This window comes from Sphingomonas sp. 179-I 2A4 NHS, assembly GCF_045369135.1.
Lineage (GTDB): Bacteria > Pseudomonadota > Alphaproteobacteria > Sphingomonadales > Sphingomonadaceae > Sphingomonas.
The window spans coordinates 25,465-43,827 of sequence record NZ_JBIQFL010000002.1 but is presented as its reverse complement, the minus strand read 5'-3'; the positions used below and the strand labels follow the sequence as shown (position 1 = coordinate 43,827).

The 18,363-nt window shown below is 68.5% G+C and carries 13 protein-coding genes and 1 tRNA gene; 9 read left to right on the top strand and 5 right to left on the bottom strand.

Annotated elements, in window-relative coordinates; translation table 11 throughout:
- Window positions 1–28 precede the first annotated feature (28 nt).
- Together ACH0CP_RS03475 and ACH0CP_RS03470 are read right to left on the bottom strand one after the other, a co-directional pair.
- Entirely contained in the window at window positions 29–1,753 is a 1,725-nt protein-coding gene (locus tag ACH0CP_RS03475) for a DEAD/DEAH box helicase (protein ID WP_294443043.1), read from the bottom strand.
- 77 nt (window positions 1,754–1,830) lie between these two features.
- Window positions 1,831–3,129 (bottom strand): glycosyltransferase, encoded by a 1,299-nt coding sequence (locus ACH0CP_RS03470; protein ID WP_294443044.1) that lies wholly within the window; start codon window positions 3,127–3,129, stop codon window positions 1,831–1,833.
- A gap of 208 nt (window positions 3,130–3,337) precedes the next feature.
- Here ACH0CP_RS03470 and ACH0CP_RS03465 point away from each other — a divergent pair, with 208 nt between their 5' ends.
- A complete protein-coding gene (locus ACH0CP_RS03465) occupies window positions 3,338–3,880 on the top strand; it encodes a phosphatase PAP2 family protein (protein ID WP_294443045.1) in 543 nt (180 codons plus the stop codon).
- Between the two features lie 49 nt (window positions 3,881–3,929).
- Here ACH0CP_RS03465 and ACH0CP_RS03460 read toward each other — a convergent pair.
- Window positions 3,930–4,004, bottom strand: a tRNA-Thr gene (locus ACH0CP_RS03460).
- Window positions 4,005–4,099: 95 nt separating this feature from the next.
- Between ACH0CP_RS03460 and ACH0CP_RS03455 the strand changes: the two genes are divergently transcribed.
- Complete coding sequence (locus ACH0CP_RS03455) at window positions 4,100–4,237, top strand: hypothetical protein (RefSeq protein ID WP_294444481.1); 138 nt, start codon at window positions 4,100–4,102, stop codon at window positions 4,235–4,237.
- A 52-nt stretch (window positions 4,238–4,289) separates the two neighbouring features.
- Here the strand turns inward: ACH0CP_RS03455 and ACH0CP_RS03450 are convergent, their stop codons facing one another.
- Window positions 4,290–6,092, bottom strand: coding sequence for an aminopeptidase P family protein (locus ACH0CP_RS03450; protein WP_294444480.1), 1,803 nt, complete (start codon window positions 6,090–6,092; stop codon window positions 4,290–4,292).
- A 134-nt stretch (window positions 6,093–6,226) separates the two neighbouring features.
- On the opposite strand from ACH0CP_RS03450, the gene nadB reads away from it, so the two are divergent.
- The 7 genes from nadB to ACH0CP_RS03415 all read left to right on the top strand — a co-directional run bounded on the left by nadB (window position 6,227) and on the right by ACH0CP_RS03415 (window position 16,771).
- Window positions 6,227–7,807 carry an L-aspartate oxidase gene (gene nadB, locus ACH0CP_RS03445; protein ID WP_294444479.1) on the top strand — a complete coding sequence of 527 codons (1,581 nt, stop codon included), beginning with the start codon at window positions 6,227–6,229 and terminating at the stop codon, window positions 7,805–7,807.
- Between the two features lie 124 nt (window positions 7,808–7,931).
- Window positions 7,932–9,047 (top strand): serine hydrolase, encoded by a 1,116-nt coding sequence (locus ACH0CP_RS03440; RefSeq protein WP_406875781.1) that lies wholly within the window; start codon window positions 7,932–7,934, stop codon window positions 9,045–9,047.
- A 164-nt stretch (window positions 9,048–9,211) separates the two neighbouring features.
- Window positions 9,212–11,992, top strand: a complete 2,781-nt coding sequence (gene polA / locus ACH0CP_RS03435) for a DNA polymerase I (protein WP_294444477.1) — start codon at window positions 9,212–9,214, stop codon at window positions 11,990–11,992.
- 34 nt (window positions 11,993–12,026) lie between these two features.
- Window positions 12,027–13,544, top strand: a complete 1,518-nt coding sequence (locus ACH0CP_RS03430) for a lipopolysaccharide biosynthesis protein (protein WP_294444476.1) — start codon at window positions 12,027–12,029, stop codon at window positions 13,542–13,544.
- A 27-nt stretch (window positions 13,545–13,571) separates the two neighbouring features.
- Window positions 13,572–14,024 carry a PaaI family thioesterase gene (locus ACH0CP_RS03425; protein ID WP_294444475.1) on the top strand — a complete coding sequence of 151 codons (453 nt, stop codon included), beginning with the start codon at window positions 13,572–13,574 and terminating at the stop codon, window positions 14,022–14,024.
- Between the two features lie 48 nt (window positions 14,025–14,072).
- Complete coding sequence (locus ACH0CP_RS03420; protein ID WP_294444474.1) at window positions 14,073–15,845, top strand: copper resistance system multicopper oxidase; 1,773 nt, start codon at window positions 14,073–14,075, stop codon at window positions 15,843–15,845.
- Complete coding sequence (locus ACH0CP_RS03415; protein WP_294444473.1) at window positions 15,842–16,771, top strand: copper resistance protein B; 930 nt, start codon at window positions 15,842–15,844, stop codon at window positions 16,769–16,771. Before ACH0CP_RS03420 ends, ACH0CP_RS03415 begins: the two co-directional genes overlap by 4 nt.
- Before the next feature lie 36 nt (window positions 16,772–16,807).
- Here ACH0CP_RS03415 and hutH read toward each other — a convergent pair whose 3' ends face one another.
- Complete coding sequence (gene hutH / locus ACH0CP_RS03410) at window positions 16,808–18,325, bottom strand: histidine ammonia-lyase (protein ID WP_294444472.1); 1,518 nt, start codon at window positions 18,323–18,325, stop codon at window positions 16,808–16,810.
- Between the last annotated feature and the right edge of the window lie 38 nt (window positions 18,326–18,363).

The following is an 18,363-nucleotide window of genomic DNA, read 5'->3' as shown; positions in this document are numbered from 1 at the left end:
CCCGCCGGTCAGCGGGGCGCCAGCGTCATCAGTGACGGTCGTTGCTGCGGCGTGGCCCGCCCCGCGCCGGGCCGCCGCGCGAGGGGCCGCTACGTGCCGGCCCGCGCTGATACTGGCGGGCTCCCGCCGGCGGCGGGACGGTGCCGCCGCTCATCGGCCGGTCCGAAACCTCGAACAGCACGTCGTCCTCGGGGCTCGCAGTCTTGGCCACGGCCGACTGGAACTTCGCAGCCAGCGCGCGCGGGACCTGGAAGGCGGTTTCGTTCGGCCCGATGCGGATCGCGCCGACATCGTTCTTCGTCAGATTGCCGCGGCGGCAAATCAGCGGCAGGATCCAGCGCGGATCGGCGTTCTGACGGCGGCCGAGGTTCATGCGGAACCAGACCACATCGTCAAAGCCCGGGCGGTGCTTCTCGCGCTGGGCGGCACGGTGTGCCTCCGGCGTCGCGGCAACGATCTCCTCCGGCGCGGGCATGGCGGCGCGATAGGCACGGACGAGGGCACCGGCGATTTCCTCCGGCGTCTTCTCCGCCATCAGCCGCTCGGCGAGCGCCTGATCCTCTTCCTCCACTTCGATCGGCGCAAGCAGCTGTTCCAGCAGCCGTTCGCGATCCTTGGCGCGCACGTCCTCGGGCGTGGGTGCCGGAACCCATTCGACCGGGATCTTGGCGTTGCGCAGCATCGATTCGGCCCAGCGACGGCGCTGGTACGGCACGATGAGCACGGCGGTGCCCTTCTTGCCGGCACGCCCGGTGCGGCCCGAACGGTGCTGAAGCGTCTCGCCGTCGCGCGGCAGTTCGACGTGGATGACGAGGCTGAGGCTCGGCAGGTCGATGCCGCGCGCGGCGACGTCGGTCGCGACGCAGACGCGGGCGCGGCGATCGCGCAGCGCCTGGAGCGCGGCGTTGCGCTCATTCTGGCTATGCTCGCCCGACAGCGCCACGGCGGCAAAGCCGCGCTCGACCAGGCTGGCGTGGAGGTGGCGGACGTTGTCGCGCGTCGCGCAGAACAAGATCGCCGTCTCCGCCTCGTACAGGCGAAGGAGGTTGATCACCGCATGTTCGATGTCCGACGGGCTGACCGCGACGGCCTGGTAGCTGATGTCGCCATGGCCGCGGTCTTCCTCCACCGTGGAGATGCGCAGCGCGTCCTTCTGGTAGCGCTTGGCAAGCTGCACGATCGGCTTTGGCATGGTTGCCGAGAACAGCAACGTGCGGCGAGTCTCCGGCGTGCCGTCGAGAATTTCCTCGAGATCCTCGCGGAAGCCCATGTCGAGCATCTCGTCCGCCTCGTCGAGCACCGCGACCTTGAGCGCGGAAAGCTCCAGCGCACCACGCTCGAGATGGTCGCGCAGGCGGCCGGGCGTTCCGACGACGATATGCGCGCCGTGGTTGAGGTTCCGGCGCTCCTTGGAGGCGTCCATGCCGCCGACGCAGGTGACGATGCGCGCACCGGTCGGGCCATAGAGCCAGATCAGCTCGCGGCTGACCTGGAGCGCGAGTTCGCGAGTCGGCGCAATGACCAGCGCATGCGGCTCGCGCGACGGGATGATGCGATCATCCTCGCCGAGGAGCTCGGGCGCCATGGCGAGGCCGAAGGCGACGGTCTTACCCGAACCGGTGCGGGCGGAAACGATGAGATCACGTCCGGCGGCCTCGGGCTCGATGACGGCGGCCTGGACCGGAGTAGGCTTTTCATAGCCGCGCGCGGCGAGTGCGCCGGCGAGCGGCGCGGGTAAACTGGAAAATGGCATGACTGCCGATAACATGGGCAGCGGCCGGCGCATAGCAAGGCGTCGGCCGCTACGTTCGCGGACGAATTCTGCCGCTGTCAGGCGGGGGAGAGCGCCGGCTGGACAAGGTCGGTGAAGAGGCTTTCAACGCGGCCGTTGAGGCTGTGCGAGGCGAAATCCGCCGCCATCGCCGCTGCGCGCTGGCCAAATTCGGGCGTGGCGAGGACGTGGCGCACCGCGGCGGCGATTTGCGGTGCACCCGGCGTATCGGTGCCGAGCGCTAGACCGACGCCGGCGCGGCTGATTCGCATCGCCACCTCGCGCTTGTCCTCGCTCAGCCCCGCCTGGACCAAGGGCACGCCATGGCTGAGCGCCATCGTCACCGCGCCCCAGCCGCCGTTGGTGACCAGAAGATCGAGCCGCGGCATCAGCCAGTCGAACGGCAGGAACGGAGCGACACGCACATTCGCGGGAAGCGGACCGAGGCTGTCCGCCGGCTGGCCGGTGAGGGTTGCGACGACCAAGACACCGGGTTCGTCGGCGAGCGCCTCGATCGTCGGGCGGATGAGGCGCAGGTCGGCATTGGCGACGGTCCCCTGCGTGACCAGGACGACGCGGCGCGTACCGTCGAGTTCGTCTGCCCAGTCGGGAAGGTCGCGCAGCGCCGCGGGCGGCGGCGTGCTGCCGATGAAGCGTAGGTTCGGCGGTGGCGCGCGGCGCGGTATCTCGAGCGCGGGGACGCCGACCTGAAGGAAAAGATCGGGCAGCGCGATCATCGCGTCATAGAAGGGGAGCGGCAGCCCGGCGAGGCCGAGATCGCCGAGCATGTCGTTGATCAGGCCGTCGATCGGATCGAACCATTCCTCCTTCGCCTGATCGCACAGATCGCGATAGGCGGCATACTCCTCGTTGGTGCCGGCCGGGGGCAGGCCGGAGAAGATCGGCGCGAAATCCTCCCGCGACCATTGCAGGAAGGTGGCGCCGACATGCGCCACTGCCGGACGTTCCGCGCGCGGGCGCATCAGCAACGGAAGGGTGGCAAAGCCCATGCTTTCGCCGATCACGAGGTCAGCGGGAAACCGGGCGAGGAGATCGCAGAGCCCGCGGTATTCTTGCGCCATGCGGCCGACGAACAACATCTCCCACCCGCGGCGGCGCTGCGCGAAGCGGTGCGGCGGGGCGCTGGGCGGCGGAGAGAAGCGGCCCATGTCGGAAAAGTCGACGTCCGCCTCTGCAGGATAAGGGGCAAAGTCGAAGCCCTGTCGCTCAACGAGGGTGCGATGCGCCCTGGATGCATAGGCAACCACCTCATGCCCGGCCTCCACCAGCGAGCGGCCGAGCGCCAAGACGGGGGCAAGATGGCCGACGAAGGGAGCGGCGGTGACGATGACTTTCATGGATCAAGCATTTCGGCTGCGATGGGGCGGCTTTTTTGCGGAGCAGAGAGTTGCAGCGGCGTTGCGCAGCGGCGCGGCGGGGTTGTCTTCGTAACACAAGCCCTGGGGCCCGGGTGCCCACCCTCTCCACGTGCACGGGCAGTGCCTTATTGCGGGGTAATGCATGCCAAGTCATGATCACGCCGGATTGCCGAGAAGGAGAGGCATGATGCGCGCGCCAAACCGGGTCCTGCTGTGCCTTGCGGGCGCGACCCTGGCATGTCCGGCGGTCGCCGGGGACCGGGACGGCTGGGATGACAGCGGCAGCATCGCGCGCGACGTGCTGGTCGTCGCAGCGCTCGGCGTGCCGGCGATCAAGGGGGACTGGAAGGGCGACGTGCAGGCGATCGCCAGCATCGGCAGCGCCTATCTCGTCAAGACGGCGCTGAAGGAGACGATATCGTCACGCCGGCCGGACGGGAGCGACAAGCGCAGCTTTCCCTCGGGCCATGCCTCCATGTCCTTTGCGTCGGCTGCGACTTTGAACAACCGCTACGGCTGGAAGATCGGATTGCCGGCACATGCCGTGGCGGTGTTCGTCGGGGTGTCGCGGGTGAAGGCGAAGCGCCACCGCTGGGGTGATGTGCTCGCGGGGGCGGCGATCGGCGAAGCATCGGGGCTGCTGCTCACCCGCAAGCTCAACCCCAACGTCTCGCTGGTGCCCTGGGGTGACACCAAGAGCGGTGGGGTTTCGCTGTCGATGCGCTTCTGAGTCGCGCTGGTGAGCCCCCGGCGTGGGGAGGTTCAGAAATCGGAAGAAATGGTGCTGCCGGTGAGGATTGAACTCACGACCTCAGCCTTACCAAGGATGCGCTCTACCACTGAGCTACGGCAGCACTGGCCGGCGACGACTTGGCCGCTGGCGGAGGGCGCCCTAGAGACGAGCCGCGATGGATTGTCAAGGCGTTGCCGCCACGCAATAGCGAACAACATGGAAAGCAAGGCGGAACGCGACGCGCGGCTTGGCGCTGCGCTGAGGGCGAATCTCAAAAGGCGCAAGGAACAGGCGCGCGGGCAGGCGGCGGTTCCGGCCGATCAGCCGACGCCGCCCCAGCCCAAGAACGCCTGATCGCGCGCATCGCGTCACTTGGAGACGAGCCCCTAAATGACGGCTTAATCGGTCAGGCGAGGCCGATCGGCGCGCAGCGGCCGGCGAGCCAGTCGCGATCCGCCTCAGGCAGCACCGGGCCGAGCGTTGCCGCGACACGAGCGTGATAGCGGTTGAGCCATGACAACTCCTCCACCGTCAGTAGCGCCGGTTCGATCAGATCGCGGTCGATTGGCGCGAGCGTGAGCGTCTCGAAGCCAAGCATCACCGCCTCGCCGCCGGGGATCTCGCGCTCGCCGACCAGCAGCAAATTCTCGATGCGGATGCCGTATTCGCCGGCCTTGTAATAGCCGGGCTCGTTCGAGAGGATCATGCCCGGGAGCAGCGGTTCCGATGGGCCGCCACCCGGGTAGCTCGGCTTCGCGATTCGCGCCGGTCCTTCGTGCACCGAGAGGTAGCTGCCGACGCCGTGGCCGGTACCGTGGGCGAAATCGAGCCCCGCCTGCCACAGCGGCAGCCTGGCAAGGGCGTCGAGCTGCGCGCCGGTCGTTCCGTGCGGGAATACCGCCGTTGCGAGCGCGATATGGCCCTTCAGCACACGGGTGAAGCGATCGCGCATTTCAGGCGTGGGCTCGCCGATCGGGACGACACGCGTCACGTCGGTGGTGCCGTCGTCGTACTGGCCGCCCGAATCGATGAGATAGAGCTCACCCACCTTGATCGGCAGGCTCGATTCCTTGGTGACGTGATAATGCGGGATCGCGCCGTGCGGGCCGGTGGCGGAGATGGCGTCGAACGACAGATCCTTGAGGAGCCCGGTTTCGCGGCGGAATTCCTCAAGTTTCGCCGCGGCGGAAAGCTCGGTCTGGCCGCCCTTGGGCGCTTCGATCGAGATCCAGCGCAGGAACCGCACCAGGGCGGCGCCATCGCGCAGGCTGGCCGCCCGGTGCCCGGCCTGCTCGACCGGGTTCTTGGTCGCGCGCGGGATGACGGTCGGATCGCGCAGCGCGACGACCGTGCCGCCGCCCGCCTCGATCGCCAGCGGGATGGCGGCGACCGACAGTGACGGATCGACCGCGACTCGCTTGCCGGCGAACTGCTGCAGCGCGGGCGCGAAATCCCGCCGGTCATGTACGCGCACCGCATTGCCAAGGTGCTTGGCAACCTCGTCGGTCATCTTCTCGGGCGCGATGAAGAGGTCCGCTGTGCCGTCGGCGTTCACCACCGCATAGGACAGCGCGACGGGCGTGCGCGACACGTCTCCGCCGCGGACGTTGAGCAGCCACGCCGTCGACTCGAGCGCGGCGAGAACGACCGCGTCGGCCTTCTGCTCGGCCAGCCAGTCGGCCACCGCGGCGCGCTTCTCGGCGGAGGAGCGGCCGGCGTGCGCGTCGTCATGGACGCTGAGCTTGGCGTCTGAGGGCGCCGGTTGATCCGGCCAGATCGCGTCGACCGGGTTCGTATCGACGGGCACGAGCGTCGCCCCGACGGTGGCGAGTGCCTTCGTCGCCTCGTCCACCCAGGCGCGGGTGTGGAGCCAGGGATCATAGCCGATCCGGGCATCCTGCTTCACATGGCCAGCGAGCCAGCCCGACACGCTGGTTTCCGGCACGCCGACGAACTGCCAGTCATCGGCCGAGACCTGTTCGCGCACCTGAAGCGTGTAACGCCCGTCGATGAAGATCGCCGCTTCCGCCGGCAGCACCACCGCGGTGCCGGCCGAGCCCTGGAAGCCGGTGAGCCAGGCGAGCCGCTGCGCATAGGCACCGACATATTCGCTCATATGCTCGTCGGTCAGCGGCACGACGAAGCCGTCGAGCTGCTGGCGGGCAAGCTGCTCGCGGAGGGCGGCGAGACGGGCGGTGTAGGTGGACATGGAGCTTCCTTGCAAACCAACCCACGCCCACCTCACAAGGTCAGGTGCCGCGCGGGAACATCGTTGCCCGATATGGCAGATGCCGGCGCTTCGTGCCATGCAGCCCGGATGGTTCTTCCTCCCCAGAGCCGCGCATGACGAGCGCGGACGTGCTTATCGTCGGATCGGGTGCCGCGGGGCTAACCGCGGCGCTCAACCTTGCCGCTCGATTCAAGGTGGTCGTGCTGGCGAAGGGCGCGCTCAACGAAGGGTCCACCGCCTGGGCGCAGGGCGGGATCGCCGCGGTGCTGGAGCCGGGCGACACGTTCGAGAACCATGTCGAGGACACGATGGTAGCGGGCGCAGGGCTCAATGACCGCGAGATCGTCGAGTTCGTGGTGGAAAATGCGCCGGCGGCGATCGAGCGGCTGCAGAAGCTGGGCGTGCCGTTCGCGCAGGAGGGGAATGCGCTGCATCTGACGCGCGAGGGCGGACATTCGCACCGGCGCATCGTGCACGTCGACGACGCGACCGGCTGGGCCGTGCAGGAGGCGCTGCAGCGGGCGGCGGAGGCGCATCCCAACATCACGCTCGTGCCCGATCAGGTCGCGATTGACCTGGCGACCAGCCGCCACGAGGAACGCTATTCGGGCGCCGGCAACGTCTGGGGCGTCTATGCCGTGGATCGCAAGAGCGGCCATGTGAACCTGTACACAGCGCGCGCCACCATCCTGGCGACCGGTGGGGCGGGGCGGACGTATCTGTTTTCCACCGCGCCGCGCGGCGCGACGGGGGACGGGATCGCCATGGCGTGGCGCGCGGGTTGCCGCGTCTCCAACATGGAGATGATGCAGTTCCACCCGACCTGCCTCTACAACCTCGACGTCAAGAATTTCCTGATCTCCGAAGCGGTTCGCGGCGAGGGCGGGCGGCTGATCAACCCGCTGAACGGCCACCGCTTCATGGTGGATTATGATCCCGAGCGGCTGGAGCTCGCGCCACGCGACGTAGTCGCGCGCGCGATCGATGCCGAGATCAAGCGTTACGGCCTCGATTATGTCCATCTCGACATCAGCCACCAGCCGGCGGATTTCGTGCGCGGGCATTTTCCGAACATCTATGAGAAGCTGATCGGGCTGGGCATCGACATGACGATGCAGCCGATCCCTGTGGTCCCCGCACAGCATTATACCTGCGGGGGCATCATCGTGGACCGCGACGGGCGCACCGACCTGCCCGGCCTGTATGCGGCGGGCGAGTGCACCGAGAGCGGGCTGCACGGCGCGAACCGGCTCGCCTCAAACTCGCTGCTGGAATGCTTCGTCTTCGGTGAGGCGGCGGCGCAGCATATCGCGGCGCACTGGGATGCGCTGCCGCCGGTGCCGAAGATCCGTCCGTGGGACGAAAGTCGGGTCGCCGATTCCGACGAGGAAGTGGTGATCAAGCAGAACTGGACCGAGATCCGCCGCTTCATGTGGAACTACGTCGGCATCGTGCGCACGACGAAGCGGCTGGAGCGGGCGCAGCACCGCATCAAGATGCTGACCGCCGAGGTAGAAGATTACTACGGCCATTTCCGCGTGACGCCGGACCTGATCGAGCTGCGTAACCTGCTGCAGACGGCCGACTTGATCGTGCGATCCGCGCTTCACCGGCGCGAGAGCCGCGGACTACATTTTACGCTCGATTGGCCGGAAACACTCGAAGAGGCGGTGGATACCGTGCTCGTTCCCTGATCTGGCGAGCATCCATCGCGCGTGAGGCGCCGTTCATCGCAGAACGGGTAAGGCCCCGTTTTCAATGGCGCTTTTCCCTATAGCGTGTCTTTCCATGACAGGGCGGGGCAGGCACGGACGGATGATGGCGCGATTGGCCGCTGTGGCAGGCGTGCTTTCTCTCGCCGCCTGCGGGGTGGAAGAGCGCCCGACACAGACCTCGAGAGCGCCGGCGCCCGCGCCCGCTTACGTCGTCGCTATTCCGGTCCCGGCGCCGCGCCCGCTACCTGTTAATAACGCCCCGCGGCCGATCGAGACTGCGATCCAGCAGCTGGTGCGCGAGTTCCCGGGCACCGCCGGCGTCGCGGTGCGCGCGGTGGACGAGGGATGGACGGTCCACGCCAATGGCCGTCAGCGCCTGCCGCAGCAGAGCGTGAGCAAGCTGTGGGTGGCGATGACCGTGCTGGACCAGCGGGACAACGGCCGGCTGCGGCTCGACGACCCGATCAGCGTGACGCCGGCGGACCTGACGCTGTTCCACCAGCCCAGCGCCTATCTGGTGAAGGGCGGGGTGTGGAACACGACCGTCGGCAACCTTCTGAACCGCGCGCTGACGCAGAGCGACAATACCGCCAACGATCGGTTGCTGACCCTGGTCGGTGGGCCGAGCGCGGTGAAGGCGTTCATCGAGCGCAAGCAGCTGGGCGATATCCGCTTCGGCCCGGGCGAGCGGCTGCTCCAGGCGGGCACGGCGGGGCTGACGTGGAACCAGTCGATGAGCGTCGGCAACACGTTCCAGATCATGCGATCGCGCCTGTCACCCGCGGTGCGCGCGGCGGCGATGCAGGCGTATATCAACGATCCGCCCGACGGCGCGGCGCCGCTGGCGATCGCGGACGCGCTGGCACGGCTGGCACGCGGCGAGCTGCTGTCGGAAACCTCGACCCGGCTGCTCATCTCGACGATGGAATCGAGCCGCACCGGACGGGCGCGGCTGAAGGCCGGCCTCGCCCCGGGCTGGGGCCTCGCGCACAAGACGGGCACGGGGCAGGAGCTTGGCCAGCGCAATGCCGGGTTCAACGACGTCGGCATCCTGACCGCGCCGGACGGGCGGCGCTATGCCGTGGCGGTGATGATCGGTGACACGATGCGGCCGATGCGCGAGCGCCAGCAGCTGATCCAGGCGGTGTCGGCCACCGTCAGCGGCTATCGCGGGGCACCGACGATCGCGTCGCGCGACAGCGACGATCCGGAGAGCTGAGCGCGGAAAAGCCGTACAACCGCGTGCGGCAATGGCGTTCGCGCGGTGGCGTGATGCGCGCCGACGGTTGACGATGGTTCGGAATGGCGACGCGGTGGCACGCCTTGGCGGGCGAAAGGTATCACCGTTTGTTCCATGCGCGCCGATCGGCTAAGCGGCGCATCATGCCGCATCTCTATCTCGTCGACGGATCGAGCTTCATCTTCCGCGCCTATCACGTGCTGCCCAAGCTCACCAACAAGCATGGTGAGCCGGCCGGCGCGGTCTATGGCTATACGACGATGCTGTGGAAGCTCGCCAACGACCTGCACAAGGCTGACGGGCCGAGCCACCTGGCGGTGATCCTCGACAAATCCGAGCATACGTTCCGCAACGAGATGTTCGACCAGTACAAGGCGCACCGGCCGCCGGCGCCCGAGGATCTGGTGCCGCAATTCCCGATGATCCGCGACGCTACCCGCGCCTTCTCGCTGCCGTGCATCGAGGAGCAGGGCTGGGAAGCGGACGACCTGATCGCGTCGTACAGCAAGGCGGCGCTGGCGCAGGGCTGGCAAGTGACGATCGTCAGTTCCGACAAGGACCTGATGCAGCTGCTGACCGAGCCGGGCATCGACATGCTCGACACGATGAAGGACAAGCGCTTCGGCCCCGAGGACGTGGTGGAGAAGTTCGGCGTCGGGCCGGACAAGTTGGGCGAAGTGCTGGCGCTGATGGGCGACAGCGTCGACAATGTGCCGGGCGTGCCGGGTGTGGGCCCCAAGACGGCGGCGAAGCTGATCCTGGAGCATGGCAGCGTCGAGGCGGTGCTGGCGGCCGCGCCCGAGATGAAGAAGGGCAAGCTGCGCGACAGTCTGATCGAGCATGCCGAGATGGCGCGGCTGAGCCGCAAGCTGGTCGAGCTCGCCTGCGACGTGCCGCTGCCGCACCCGCTGGAGGAAATGGCGCTCGACGGTATCCCGGAGGCGCCGCTGCGTGCGTTCCTGGAGCATCATGGTTTCAAGTCGCTGCTGACGAAGCTGGCGGCGGAGCAGAACGAGGGCGTGGACCCGACGCCGCCTGAGCCCGCGGGCGTGCCGCACGAGGAAGATCCGCCGTGCGACCATGACAATTACGAAACGGTGGTCGACGTGGATGCGCTCGACAGCTGGATCGCGGCGGCGCGGCACCAGGGCTGGGTGGCGATCGATACGGAGACGACCGCCAAGGATCCGATGCTGGCCGAACTGGTCGGCGTGTCGTTGGCGCTGGCGCCGAACCGCGCGTGCTACGTACCGCTGGGCCATGTCGGCGAAGGCGGGGCGAGCGACATGTTCGCGCAGAAGCCGGCGCAGCTCGACCGCGAGGTGGCGCTGGCCAAGCTGAAGCCGCTGCTGGAGGACGCGTCGGTCCTGAAGATCGGGCACAACCTGAAATATGACCTGATCGTGCTGGGCCGGCTGGGGCTCACGCTGGCGCCCTATGACGACACGATCGTGATGAGCTTCGACCTCGACGCCGGGCTTCACGGGCACGGCATGGACGAGCTGGCCGCGACGCATCTGTCGCACAGCTGCATCGCCTACAAGGACGTGACGGGCACGGGGAAGAAGGCGATCGGCTTCCACGAAGTCGATCTGAAGGCCGCGACCCGCTATGCTGCGGAGGATGCGGACGTGACGCTGCGGCTGTGGCGCCGCTTCCGCCCGCGCTTGCCGATCGAAAGCGTGACGCGGGTGTACGAGATGGTCGACCGGCCGCTCGTCGCCGTGATCGCGCGGATGGAGCGGCATGGGATCAAGGTGGATCGCGAGCGGCTGGCCGGGCTTTCCAAGGAATTCGCCACCCAGATGGCCGAGCTGGAAGGCGTGATCCACGGCATCGCCGGCGCGCCCTTCACCATCGGCAGTCCCAAGCAGCTGGGCGATGTCCTGTTCGAGAAGATGGGCATCAAGGGTGGGCGCAAGGGCAAGAGCGGCGTCTATTCGACCGACGTCAACGAGCTTGAGCGGATCGCGGCGGACAAGGATTCGCCGGGCAAGGAGATCGCCGCGCGGGTGCTGGACTGGCGCCAGCTGTCGAAGCTGAAATCCACCTATACCGATGCGCTGCAGGAGCAGATCAACCCGGCGACGGGCCGCGTCCACACCAGCTATTCGCTGACCGGCGCGCAGACCGGGCGCCTGTCATCCACCGACCCCAATTTGCAGAACATCCCGATCCGCACCGAGATCGGCCGGCAGATCCGCGACGCTTTCGTGGCAGAGCCGGGCAATGTGATCCTGGCGGCGGACTATTCGCAGATCGAGCTTCGGCTGGCGGCGCACATGGCCGACGTGCCGGCGCTGAAGGAAGCCTTCGCGCGCGGCGACGACATTCACTCGCTGACCGCGCAGGAGCTGTTCGGCACGGTGGATCGAGACACGCGCGGGCGGGCCAAGACGATCAACTTCGCGATCCTCTACGGCATCAGCCGCTGGGGCCTTGCCGGGCGCCTGGACGTGACGGCGGACGAGGCGCAGGCCATGATCGACCGCTATTTCGAGCGCTTCCCGGGCATCAACCGCTATATCGCCGAGACGCTGCAGGCGGTGCGCGAGCAGGGCTTCACCACCACCCTGTTCGGCCGCAAGACCCATTTCCCGCGAATCAGGAGCAAGGTGCAGCACGAGCGGCAAGGCGCCGAGCGTGCGGCGATCAACGCGCCGATCCAGGGCACGAGCGCCGACATCATCAAGCGCGCGATGGCGCGGATGGAGCCGGCGCTGGCCGAGGCCGGGCTGACCGGCACGCGCATGCTGCTGCAGGTGCACGACGAACTGGTCTTCGAGGTGCCCGAAAGCGAAGTCGAGGCGGCGAAGCCGGTGATCGAGCGCGTGATGGCGACCGCGGCCGAGCCGTCGGTGAAGCTGGACGTGCCTCTGGCGGTGGAAATCGGCACCGGCGTGAGCTGGGGGGCGGCGCATTGAGCGGCGAACAGCGCGAGGCCGGCAGGACGCCTCAGTGACCGAGACGTCGAAGGATATTGCGCAGCTCGCCAAGGGCGGGCGCACCAATGTCGCGGGATTCATCCTGCGGCTGGCGGCGCGCATCCCGTTCCTGTTCATCGCGGGGCGCCTCTATGGCCCGGAGCTGGTGGGGCGGTTCGCCATTGCGGTGGTGGTGGTGGAACTGGCGGCGCTCGTCGCGACGCTTGGCCTGAAGCGCGGGCTGGCACAGGCGCTGAGTCGGACCGACCGGCCGCACGTTCATGTCGTTGCCGACGGGCTGGTCGTCGCGGCGATGCTGTCGCTGGCGGCGAGCGCGGTGCTGTGCACCTTCCCCGAGGTCATGTACCCTAATACGCCGATCGTCGGGCTGGATCGCTGGCTGCCGCTGATCGTGCTGGCGATCGCCTGGTCGGACGTGAGCCTCGCGGCGCTGGCCTATCGCCACAACGTGAAGGCGGCGGTGACGGCGCGCGCCGTGGTGGAGCCGTGGACGATCTCGATCGCGGCCTGGGTCTTCTCCTTCTTCACCATCCGCGACGGACTGGTGCTGAGCTATGTCGCCTCGATGACGGCGGCGCTGATCGCGTCGATCGTGCCGCTGGTGCGCAGCTATGGCCTGCCGCGCGGATGGTCACCGGACCTGCGCGGCCTGCTGGCGATGATCCGCGACAACGTGCCGCTGGCGGGCGCTGACGCGTTCGAATGGGGCACGCGCAATGTCGACCGCTTCATCCTGGGCGTGATGTTCGAGCCCAAGATCGTCGGCATCTATTACATGGCCCAGCAGGTGGCGAGCCTGCCGCAGAAGCTGAAGACATCGTTCGACCCGATCCTGGGCCCGGTGATCACGCAGAGCCTGGCGGTGAACGACCGGGCGGCGATCGCGCGGCAGGTGCGCCAGGTCGCGTTCTGGATCATCGCGGCGCAGGCGTGCCTGGCGCTGATGGGATCGATCCCGGGCGAAGCCGTGATGGGCGTCGTGGGCCCGCAGTTCGTGGCGGGTACCGCGGCGCTGGCCTTCCTGCTGACCGCGGAGGTGCTCGCCTCCACCGGCGCGGTGTGCGAGACGGCGCTGGTCTATACCGCGCGGCATCGCAACCTGCTGATCTCCGCCGTGATGCTGACGTTCCAGGTGGCGCTGAGCTTCGGGCTGATCCTGCTGATGCGCGGGCAGGGCTGGCCGGTGGAATATCAGGCCGCCGGCCCGGCGCTGGCGCTGATGACGAGCCTGGCGCTGACCTCTCTGATCAAGGCGCGGCTGCTGGGAAAGATCCTGGGCGCGCCCGTTTCTCCGTTGCGCTGGCCGCTGCTGTGGGCGGTGCTGGCGGCGGGCGGCGTCGGCGCACTGTTCACCGCGCTGCCCCCGCACTTCGAATGGGCGGAGGTGGTGATCGGCATCCCGGCGATCGCGGCGACGTATCTCTTCATCCTGTGGCGCTGGGCCTTCGGCCCCGAGGACCGGGCGCTGTTCGGCCGCATGCCGCGCGCCGACGAGGCGACATTGCCCAATGTCGGCGCCCCGGCGCGCTGACACCTTCACGAAGCGAAAGGCAGAGAGTTGGACACGACGACCACGCCCGGCACGCGCCTGATCCCGGTTACGGAAGGCGATTGGGCGGGGTGGCTGCGCTGGCCGGGCACCGACCCGTTCGAGGATCATACCGGGCCGTTCTTCGCGCGGCCGGAGGATGGCAAGCTGGTCTGTGGTTTCCGCCCGGAGGCGAAGAACCGCAACGGCGGCGGCAACGTGCATGGCGGCGCGCTGCTGACCTTTGCCGATTTCTCCTTGTTCATGATCGCATCGGCGGAGCTGCCGGAATTCCATGGTGTGACGGCGTCGCTGAACGCCGAGTTCGTCGGCGCGGCGCGGCCGGACCGGCTGCTGACCGCGCGGGGCGAGGTGATAAAGGCGGGGCGCAGCCTGATCTTCGTGCGCGGGCTGATCGACGACGATGGCGCGATGGTGATGAGCTTTTCCGGCGTCATCAAGAAGATCAATCGCGGCGGCTGAGCGCCAGCGGTCAGGCAGCCGAAAGGTGAGGGGAGCTAGCGCGTGGCCATGAGCGGCCGGACCCGTCGACAATTCCTTCGCCAGGCGGGGCTTGCCTCCGGTGGGTTGGCGCTGCCGTGGATGCCGGCCTGGGCGCAGCCGGTATCGGCCGGGATCGCCGCGCCGCTGCCCGTGCTGGCCGGACCCGAGGTGGAACTGACCGTCGCGCACCGGATGATGACGGTTAACGGCCGGCCGAGCCACGCAATCGCGATCAACGGCACGGTGCCGGCGCCGCTCATCCGCCTGCGCGAGGGGCAGAATGCGCGGCTGAAAGTCATCAACCGGCTGGACGAGGATACCTCGATCCACTGGCATGGCCTGCTGCTGCCGTTCCAGATGGACGGCGTGCCGGGGATCAGCTTTCCCGGCATCCCCGTGCGCAGCACCTTCACCTATGAGTTTCCGGTGATCCAAGCTGGTACCTATTGGTATCACAGCCATTCCGGCTTGCAGGAGCAGATGGGCCATTACGGCCCGCTGGTGATCGATCCCGCGGGCGAAGATCCGATCGCGTCGGATCGCGAGCATGTGATCGTGCTGTCGGATCATTCGCCGCTGCACCCGCACGCGATCTTCCGCCGGCTGAAGCTGCAGGGCGGCTATTTCAATTACCAGAAGCAGACGCTGGGATCGCTGCTGGCGGGGCGGGACCAGCCGGCCGGCGAACGCGCGCAATGGGGCGCGATGCGGATGGACCCGACCGACATCTCGGACGTGACGGGATCGACCTACACCTATCTCGTCAACGGCTATGGCCCGCGCGACAACTGGACCGCGCTGTTCGCGCCGGGCGAGCGGGTGCGGCTGCGCTTCGTCAATGCCTCCGCCATGACGATCTTCAACGTGCGCATTCCGGGACTGAAGCTGACGGTCGTGCAGGCCGACGGGCTGGACGTGCGGCCGGTGACGGTGGACGAGTTCCAGATCGCGGTGGCCGAGACCTATGACGTGATCGTCGAGCCGGCGGAGGCGCGCGCCTATACATTGGTGGCGGAAGCGTCCGACCGGTCAGGCATGGGCCGCGCGACGCTGGCGCCGCGCGCGGGCATGGTAGCCGAGGTGCCGCCGCTGCGCCGCCGGCCGCTGACGACGATGAAGGACATGGGGATGGGGGGCATGGATCACGCCATGCCTGCTGGCGGCGGCCATGGTGCCCATGGTGCAGGGCATGACGCGAGCCATGGCGGCGGCCACGGCAGCGGGGGCGCGATGGATCATGCGATGCGCGATTTCGCCAATGCGCCCGAGGTGGCGCGAACGCCCACCGTCCAGTCGATCGCGCCGATGCCGGTGGATCGCACGGGCGAGCCGCCGCAGGGCCTTGGCGATGTGGGCCATCGCGTGCTCGTCTATCGCGATCTCGTCGCGGCGAGCCGCAACCCGGACGTGCGCGCGCCCTCGCGGCAGATGCGCATCCACCTGACCGGCAACATGGAACGCTATATGTGGGCGTTCGACGGGGTGAAGCTGAACGAGGTGAAGGCACCGATCCCGTTCCGCGCCGGCGAGCGCGTCCGCGTGACGCTGGTCAACGACACGATGATGGCGCACCCCATTCACCTGCACGGCCATTTCTTCGAACTGGTGACCGGGCATGGCGATCATGCGCCGAGGAAGCACACGGTGAACGTGGCGCCGGGGGGGACGGTGACCTTCGACCTGACCGCCGATGCGGTGGGTGACTGGGCGTTCCACTGCCACCTCCTCTACCACATGCACGCCGGCATGATGCAGGTGGTGACGGTGCGGCCGGATGCCACTGAAGGAGCGGCGGCGTGATCGCGCTTGCCCTGGCGCTCGCAGCGGCGCCGCAGGCGTGCCCGCCGGACCATGCCGCGATGGGCCATTGCACGCCCGCCGCGCCGGTTGAAGCACCGGCCCCGGCTCCTGCGGGAGGCTGTTCGCCCGAGCATGCCGCAATGGGGCATTGCAAGGCGGCGCGGCCAGCCGGCACCGACCAGCCGGCGGGGAATGCACCGCCACCAAAGCCGCCGACCGATCGTGCCGCCGCGCGCTTCTACGATCCGGCGGCGATGGCGGCGGCGGACCGGGCGATGCGCGCCGAGCATGGCGGGATGCGGACCGGGCAGGTGCTGTTCAACCTGGCCGAGGCGAAGGCGCGGCGCGGGCGCAACGGTTATGCCTGGGACGGCGAGGGCTGGTTCGGCGGCGATGTCGACCGGCTGGTGATCAAGTCCGAGGGCGAGGGGGCGTTCGGCGGCCCGGTGGAAGCGGCGGAGGTGCAGGCGCTGTATGCGCGCGCGATCGACCCGTACTGGAACCTTGAAGTGGGCGTGCGGCAGGATCTGGGGCGGAGGCCGCGGCGCACCTATGCGACGGTCGCGGTGGAAGGACTGGCGCCGTACTGGTTCGACGTCGAGGGCGCGCTGTTCCTGTCAGACAAGGGCGACGTGCTGGCGCGGGCGGAGGCGTGGTACGACCAAAGGATCACGCAGCGGCTGATCCTGCAGCCGCGCGCCGAGTTCAACCTGGCGGCGCAGGACATGCCGGCCGAGCGGATCGGGGCGGGATTGTCACAGGCGGAGGCTGGGCTTCGATTGCGCTACGAAGTGGCGCGCGAATTCGCGCCTTATGTGGGCGTGGCGTGGGAGCGGCGCTTCGGCGCGACGGCGCGCTACGCCCGCGCGGACGGGGAAGGCACGGGCGGCTTTTCGTTCGTGCTTGGCGTGCGCGCCTGGCTGTGAGCCGCCGCCAGGCGACGCGCCTGAGTTGAGGCGTCGCTAGGCAACGCCGGGCAGCGGGGGGACGCTGGCAAGCAGGGTGCCGTGCGCGACCAGCGTGGTGGCCAGCGCCATGTCGGGCGCCATGTGGCGATCCTCGGTCAGCGTCGGCACGCGTTCGCGCAGCAGCGCGCGGACCGCCTCGATCGGGGCGCTGGAGCGTAGCGGCAGGAGGAAGTCGCAGCCCTGCGCGCCCGCGAGAAGCTCGATCCCGAGTACCGAATCGACATTGGCGGCCATCGCCATCAGCCGCCGGCTGCCGTGCGCCGCCATCGAGACGTGATCTTCCTGATTGGCCGAGGTGGGGATCGAATCGACGCTGGCGGGCATTGCGCGCTGCTTGTTTTCGCTGACGAGCGCGGCGGCGGTGACCTGCGGGATCATGAAGCCGGAGTTCAGGCCCGGGCGGGGCGTCAGGAAGGCGGGGAGGCCGGACAGCGCGGGATCGACCAGCATCGCGATGCGCCGTTCGGCGAGCGAGCCGATCTCGCACAGCGCAATGGCGATCATGTCCGCAGCGAAGGCGACCGGCTCGGCGTGGAAATTGCCGCCCGAGAGCGCCTCGTCCGTGTCGGCGAAGATCAATGGATTGTCGGACACGCCGTTCGCCTCGGTCAGCAGCGTGATTGCTGCCTGGCGGAGGAGATCGAGGATGGCGCCCATCACCTGCGGCTGGCAGCGCAGGCAATAGGGATCCTGCACACGCGCATCATCGACGCGGTGCGAGGCGCGGATTGCGGAATCGGCCATGAGATCGCGCAGCGCCGCCGCGGTCTCGATCTGGCCGGCGTGGCCGCGCAGCAGATGGACGCGGGCGTCGAACGGCGCGTCGGTGCCCTTTGCTGCCTCGGTCGAGAGGATGCCGGTGACGAGCGCGCTGCGATAGAGCCGCTCCGCCTCGATCAGCGCGGCGAGCGCATAGGCGCAGGAGAATTGCGTGCCGTTGAGCAGCGCCAACCCTTCCTTGGCGCCAAGCTCCAGCGGCGCGAGCCCGGCGGCGGCGAGCGCCTCGGCCGCGTCGCGCGGCACGCCATCCAAGTAGATGGTGCCGACCCCGATCATCGCCGCCGTCATGTGCGCGAGCGGGGCGAGATCGCCGCTCGCGCCGACCGAGCCTTGCGCCGGGACGCGTGGGGTGAGGCCGCGGGCAAGCATCGCCTCGAGGAGCTGGACCGTGGCGGGCTGCACCCCCGAGGCGCCGCGCGCCAGGCTGGCGAGCTTCAGCGCCATCATCAGCCGGGCGATCGGGATCGGCATCGGATCGCCGACACCTGCCGCGTGGCTGAGCACGATGTTGCGCTGGAGCGTTGCAAGATCCGCCTGTTCGATGCGGACGTGCGCGAGCTTTCCGAAGCCGGTGTTGATGCCATAGACCGGGTCCCCCCGCTCGACGATCCGCGCGACCGCCGCGGCGCTGGCCGCCACCGCATCCATGCTCGCCGGATCGAGCCGCGGCGCGGCACCGCGATAGATCGCCTTCCAGCCGTCGAGCGACACGGAGCCGGGGGTGAGGATCATGATCGTTCCTTCATCGGATACTGGCACTGAGAACATGG

Bases quoted from the DNA above. Each gene is read 5' to 3' on its own strand.
- ACH0CP_RS03475 (WP_294443043.1), bottom strand. From the start codon at position 1,753: ATGCCATTTTCCAGTTTACCCGCGCCGCTCGCCGGCGCACTCGCCGCG.
- ACH0CP_RS03470 (WP_294443044.1), bottom strand. From the start codon at position 3,129: ATGAAAGTCATCGTCACCGCCGCTCCCTTCGTCGGCCATCTTGCCCCC.
- ACH0CP_RS03450 (WP_294444480.1), bottom strand. From the start codon at position 6,092: ATGTCCACCTACACCGCCCGTCTCGCCGCCCTCCGCGAGCAGCTTGCC.
- hutH (WP_294444472.1), bottom strand. From the start codon at position 18,325: ATGATCCTCACCCCCGGCTCCGTGTCGCTCGACGGCTGGAAGGCGATC.
- ACH0CP_RS03465 (WP_294443045.1), top strand. From the start codon at position 3,338: ATGCGCGCGCCAAACCGGGTCCTGCTGTGCCTTGCGGGCGCGACCCTG.
- ACH0CP_RS03455 (WP_294444481.1), top strand. From the start codon at position 4,100: ATGGAAAGCAAGGCGGAACGCGACGCGCGGCTTGGCGCTGCGCTGAGG.
- polA (WP_294444477.1), top strand. From the start codon at position 9,212: ATGCCGCATCTCTATCTCGTCGACGGATCGAGCTTCATCTTCCGCGCC.
- ACH0CP_RS03420 (WP_294444474.1), top strand. From the start codon at position 14,073: ATGAGCGGCCGGACCCGTCGACAATTCCTTCGCCAGGCGGGGCTTGCC.
- ACH0CP_RS03440 (WP_406875781.1), top strand. From the start codon at position 7,932: ATGGCGCGATTGGCCGCTGTGGCAGGCGTGCTTTCTCTCGCCGCCTGC.
- nadB (WP_294444479.1), top strand. From the start codon at position 6,227: ATGACGAGCGCGGACGTGCTTATCGTCGGATCGGGTGCCGCGGGGCTA.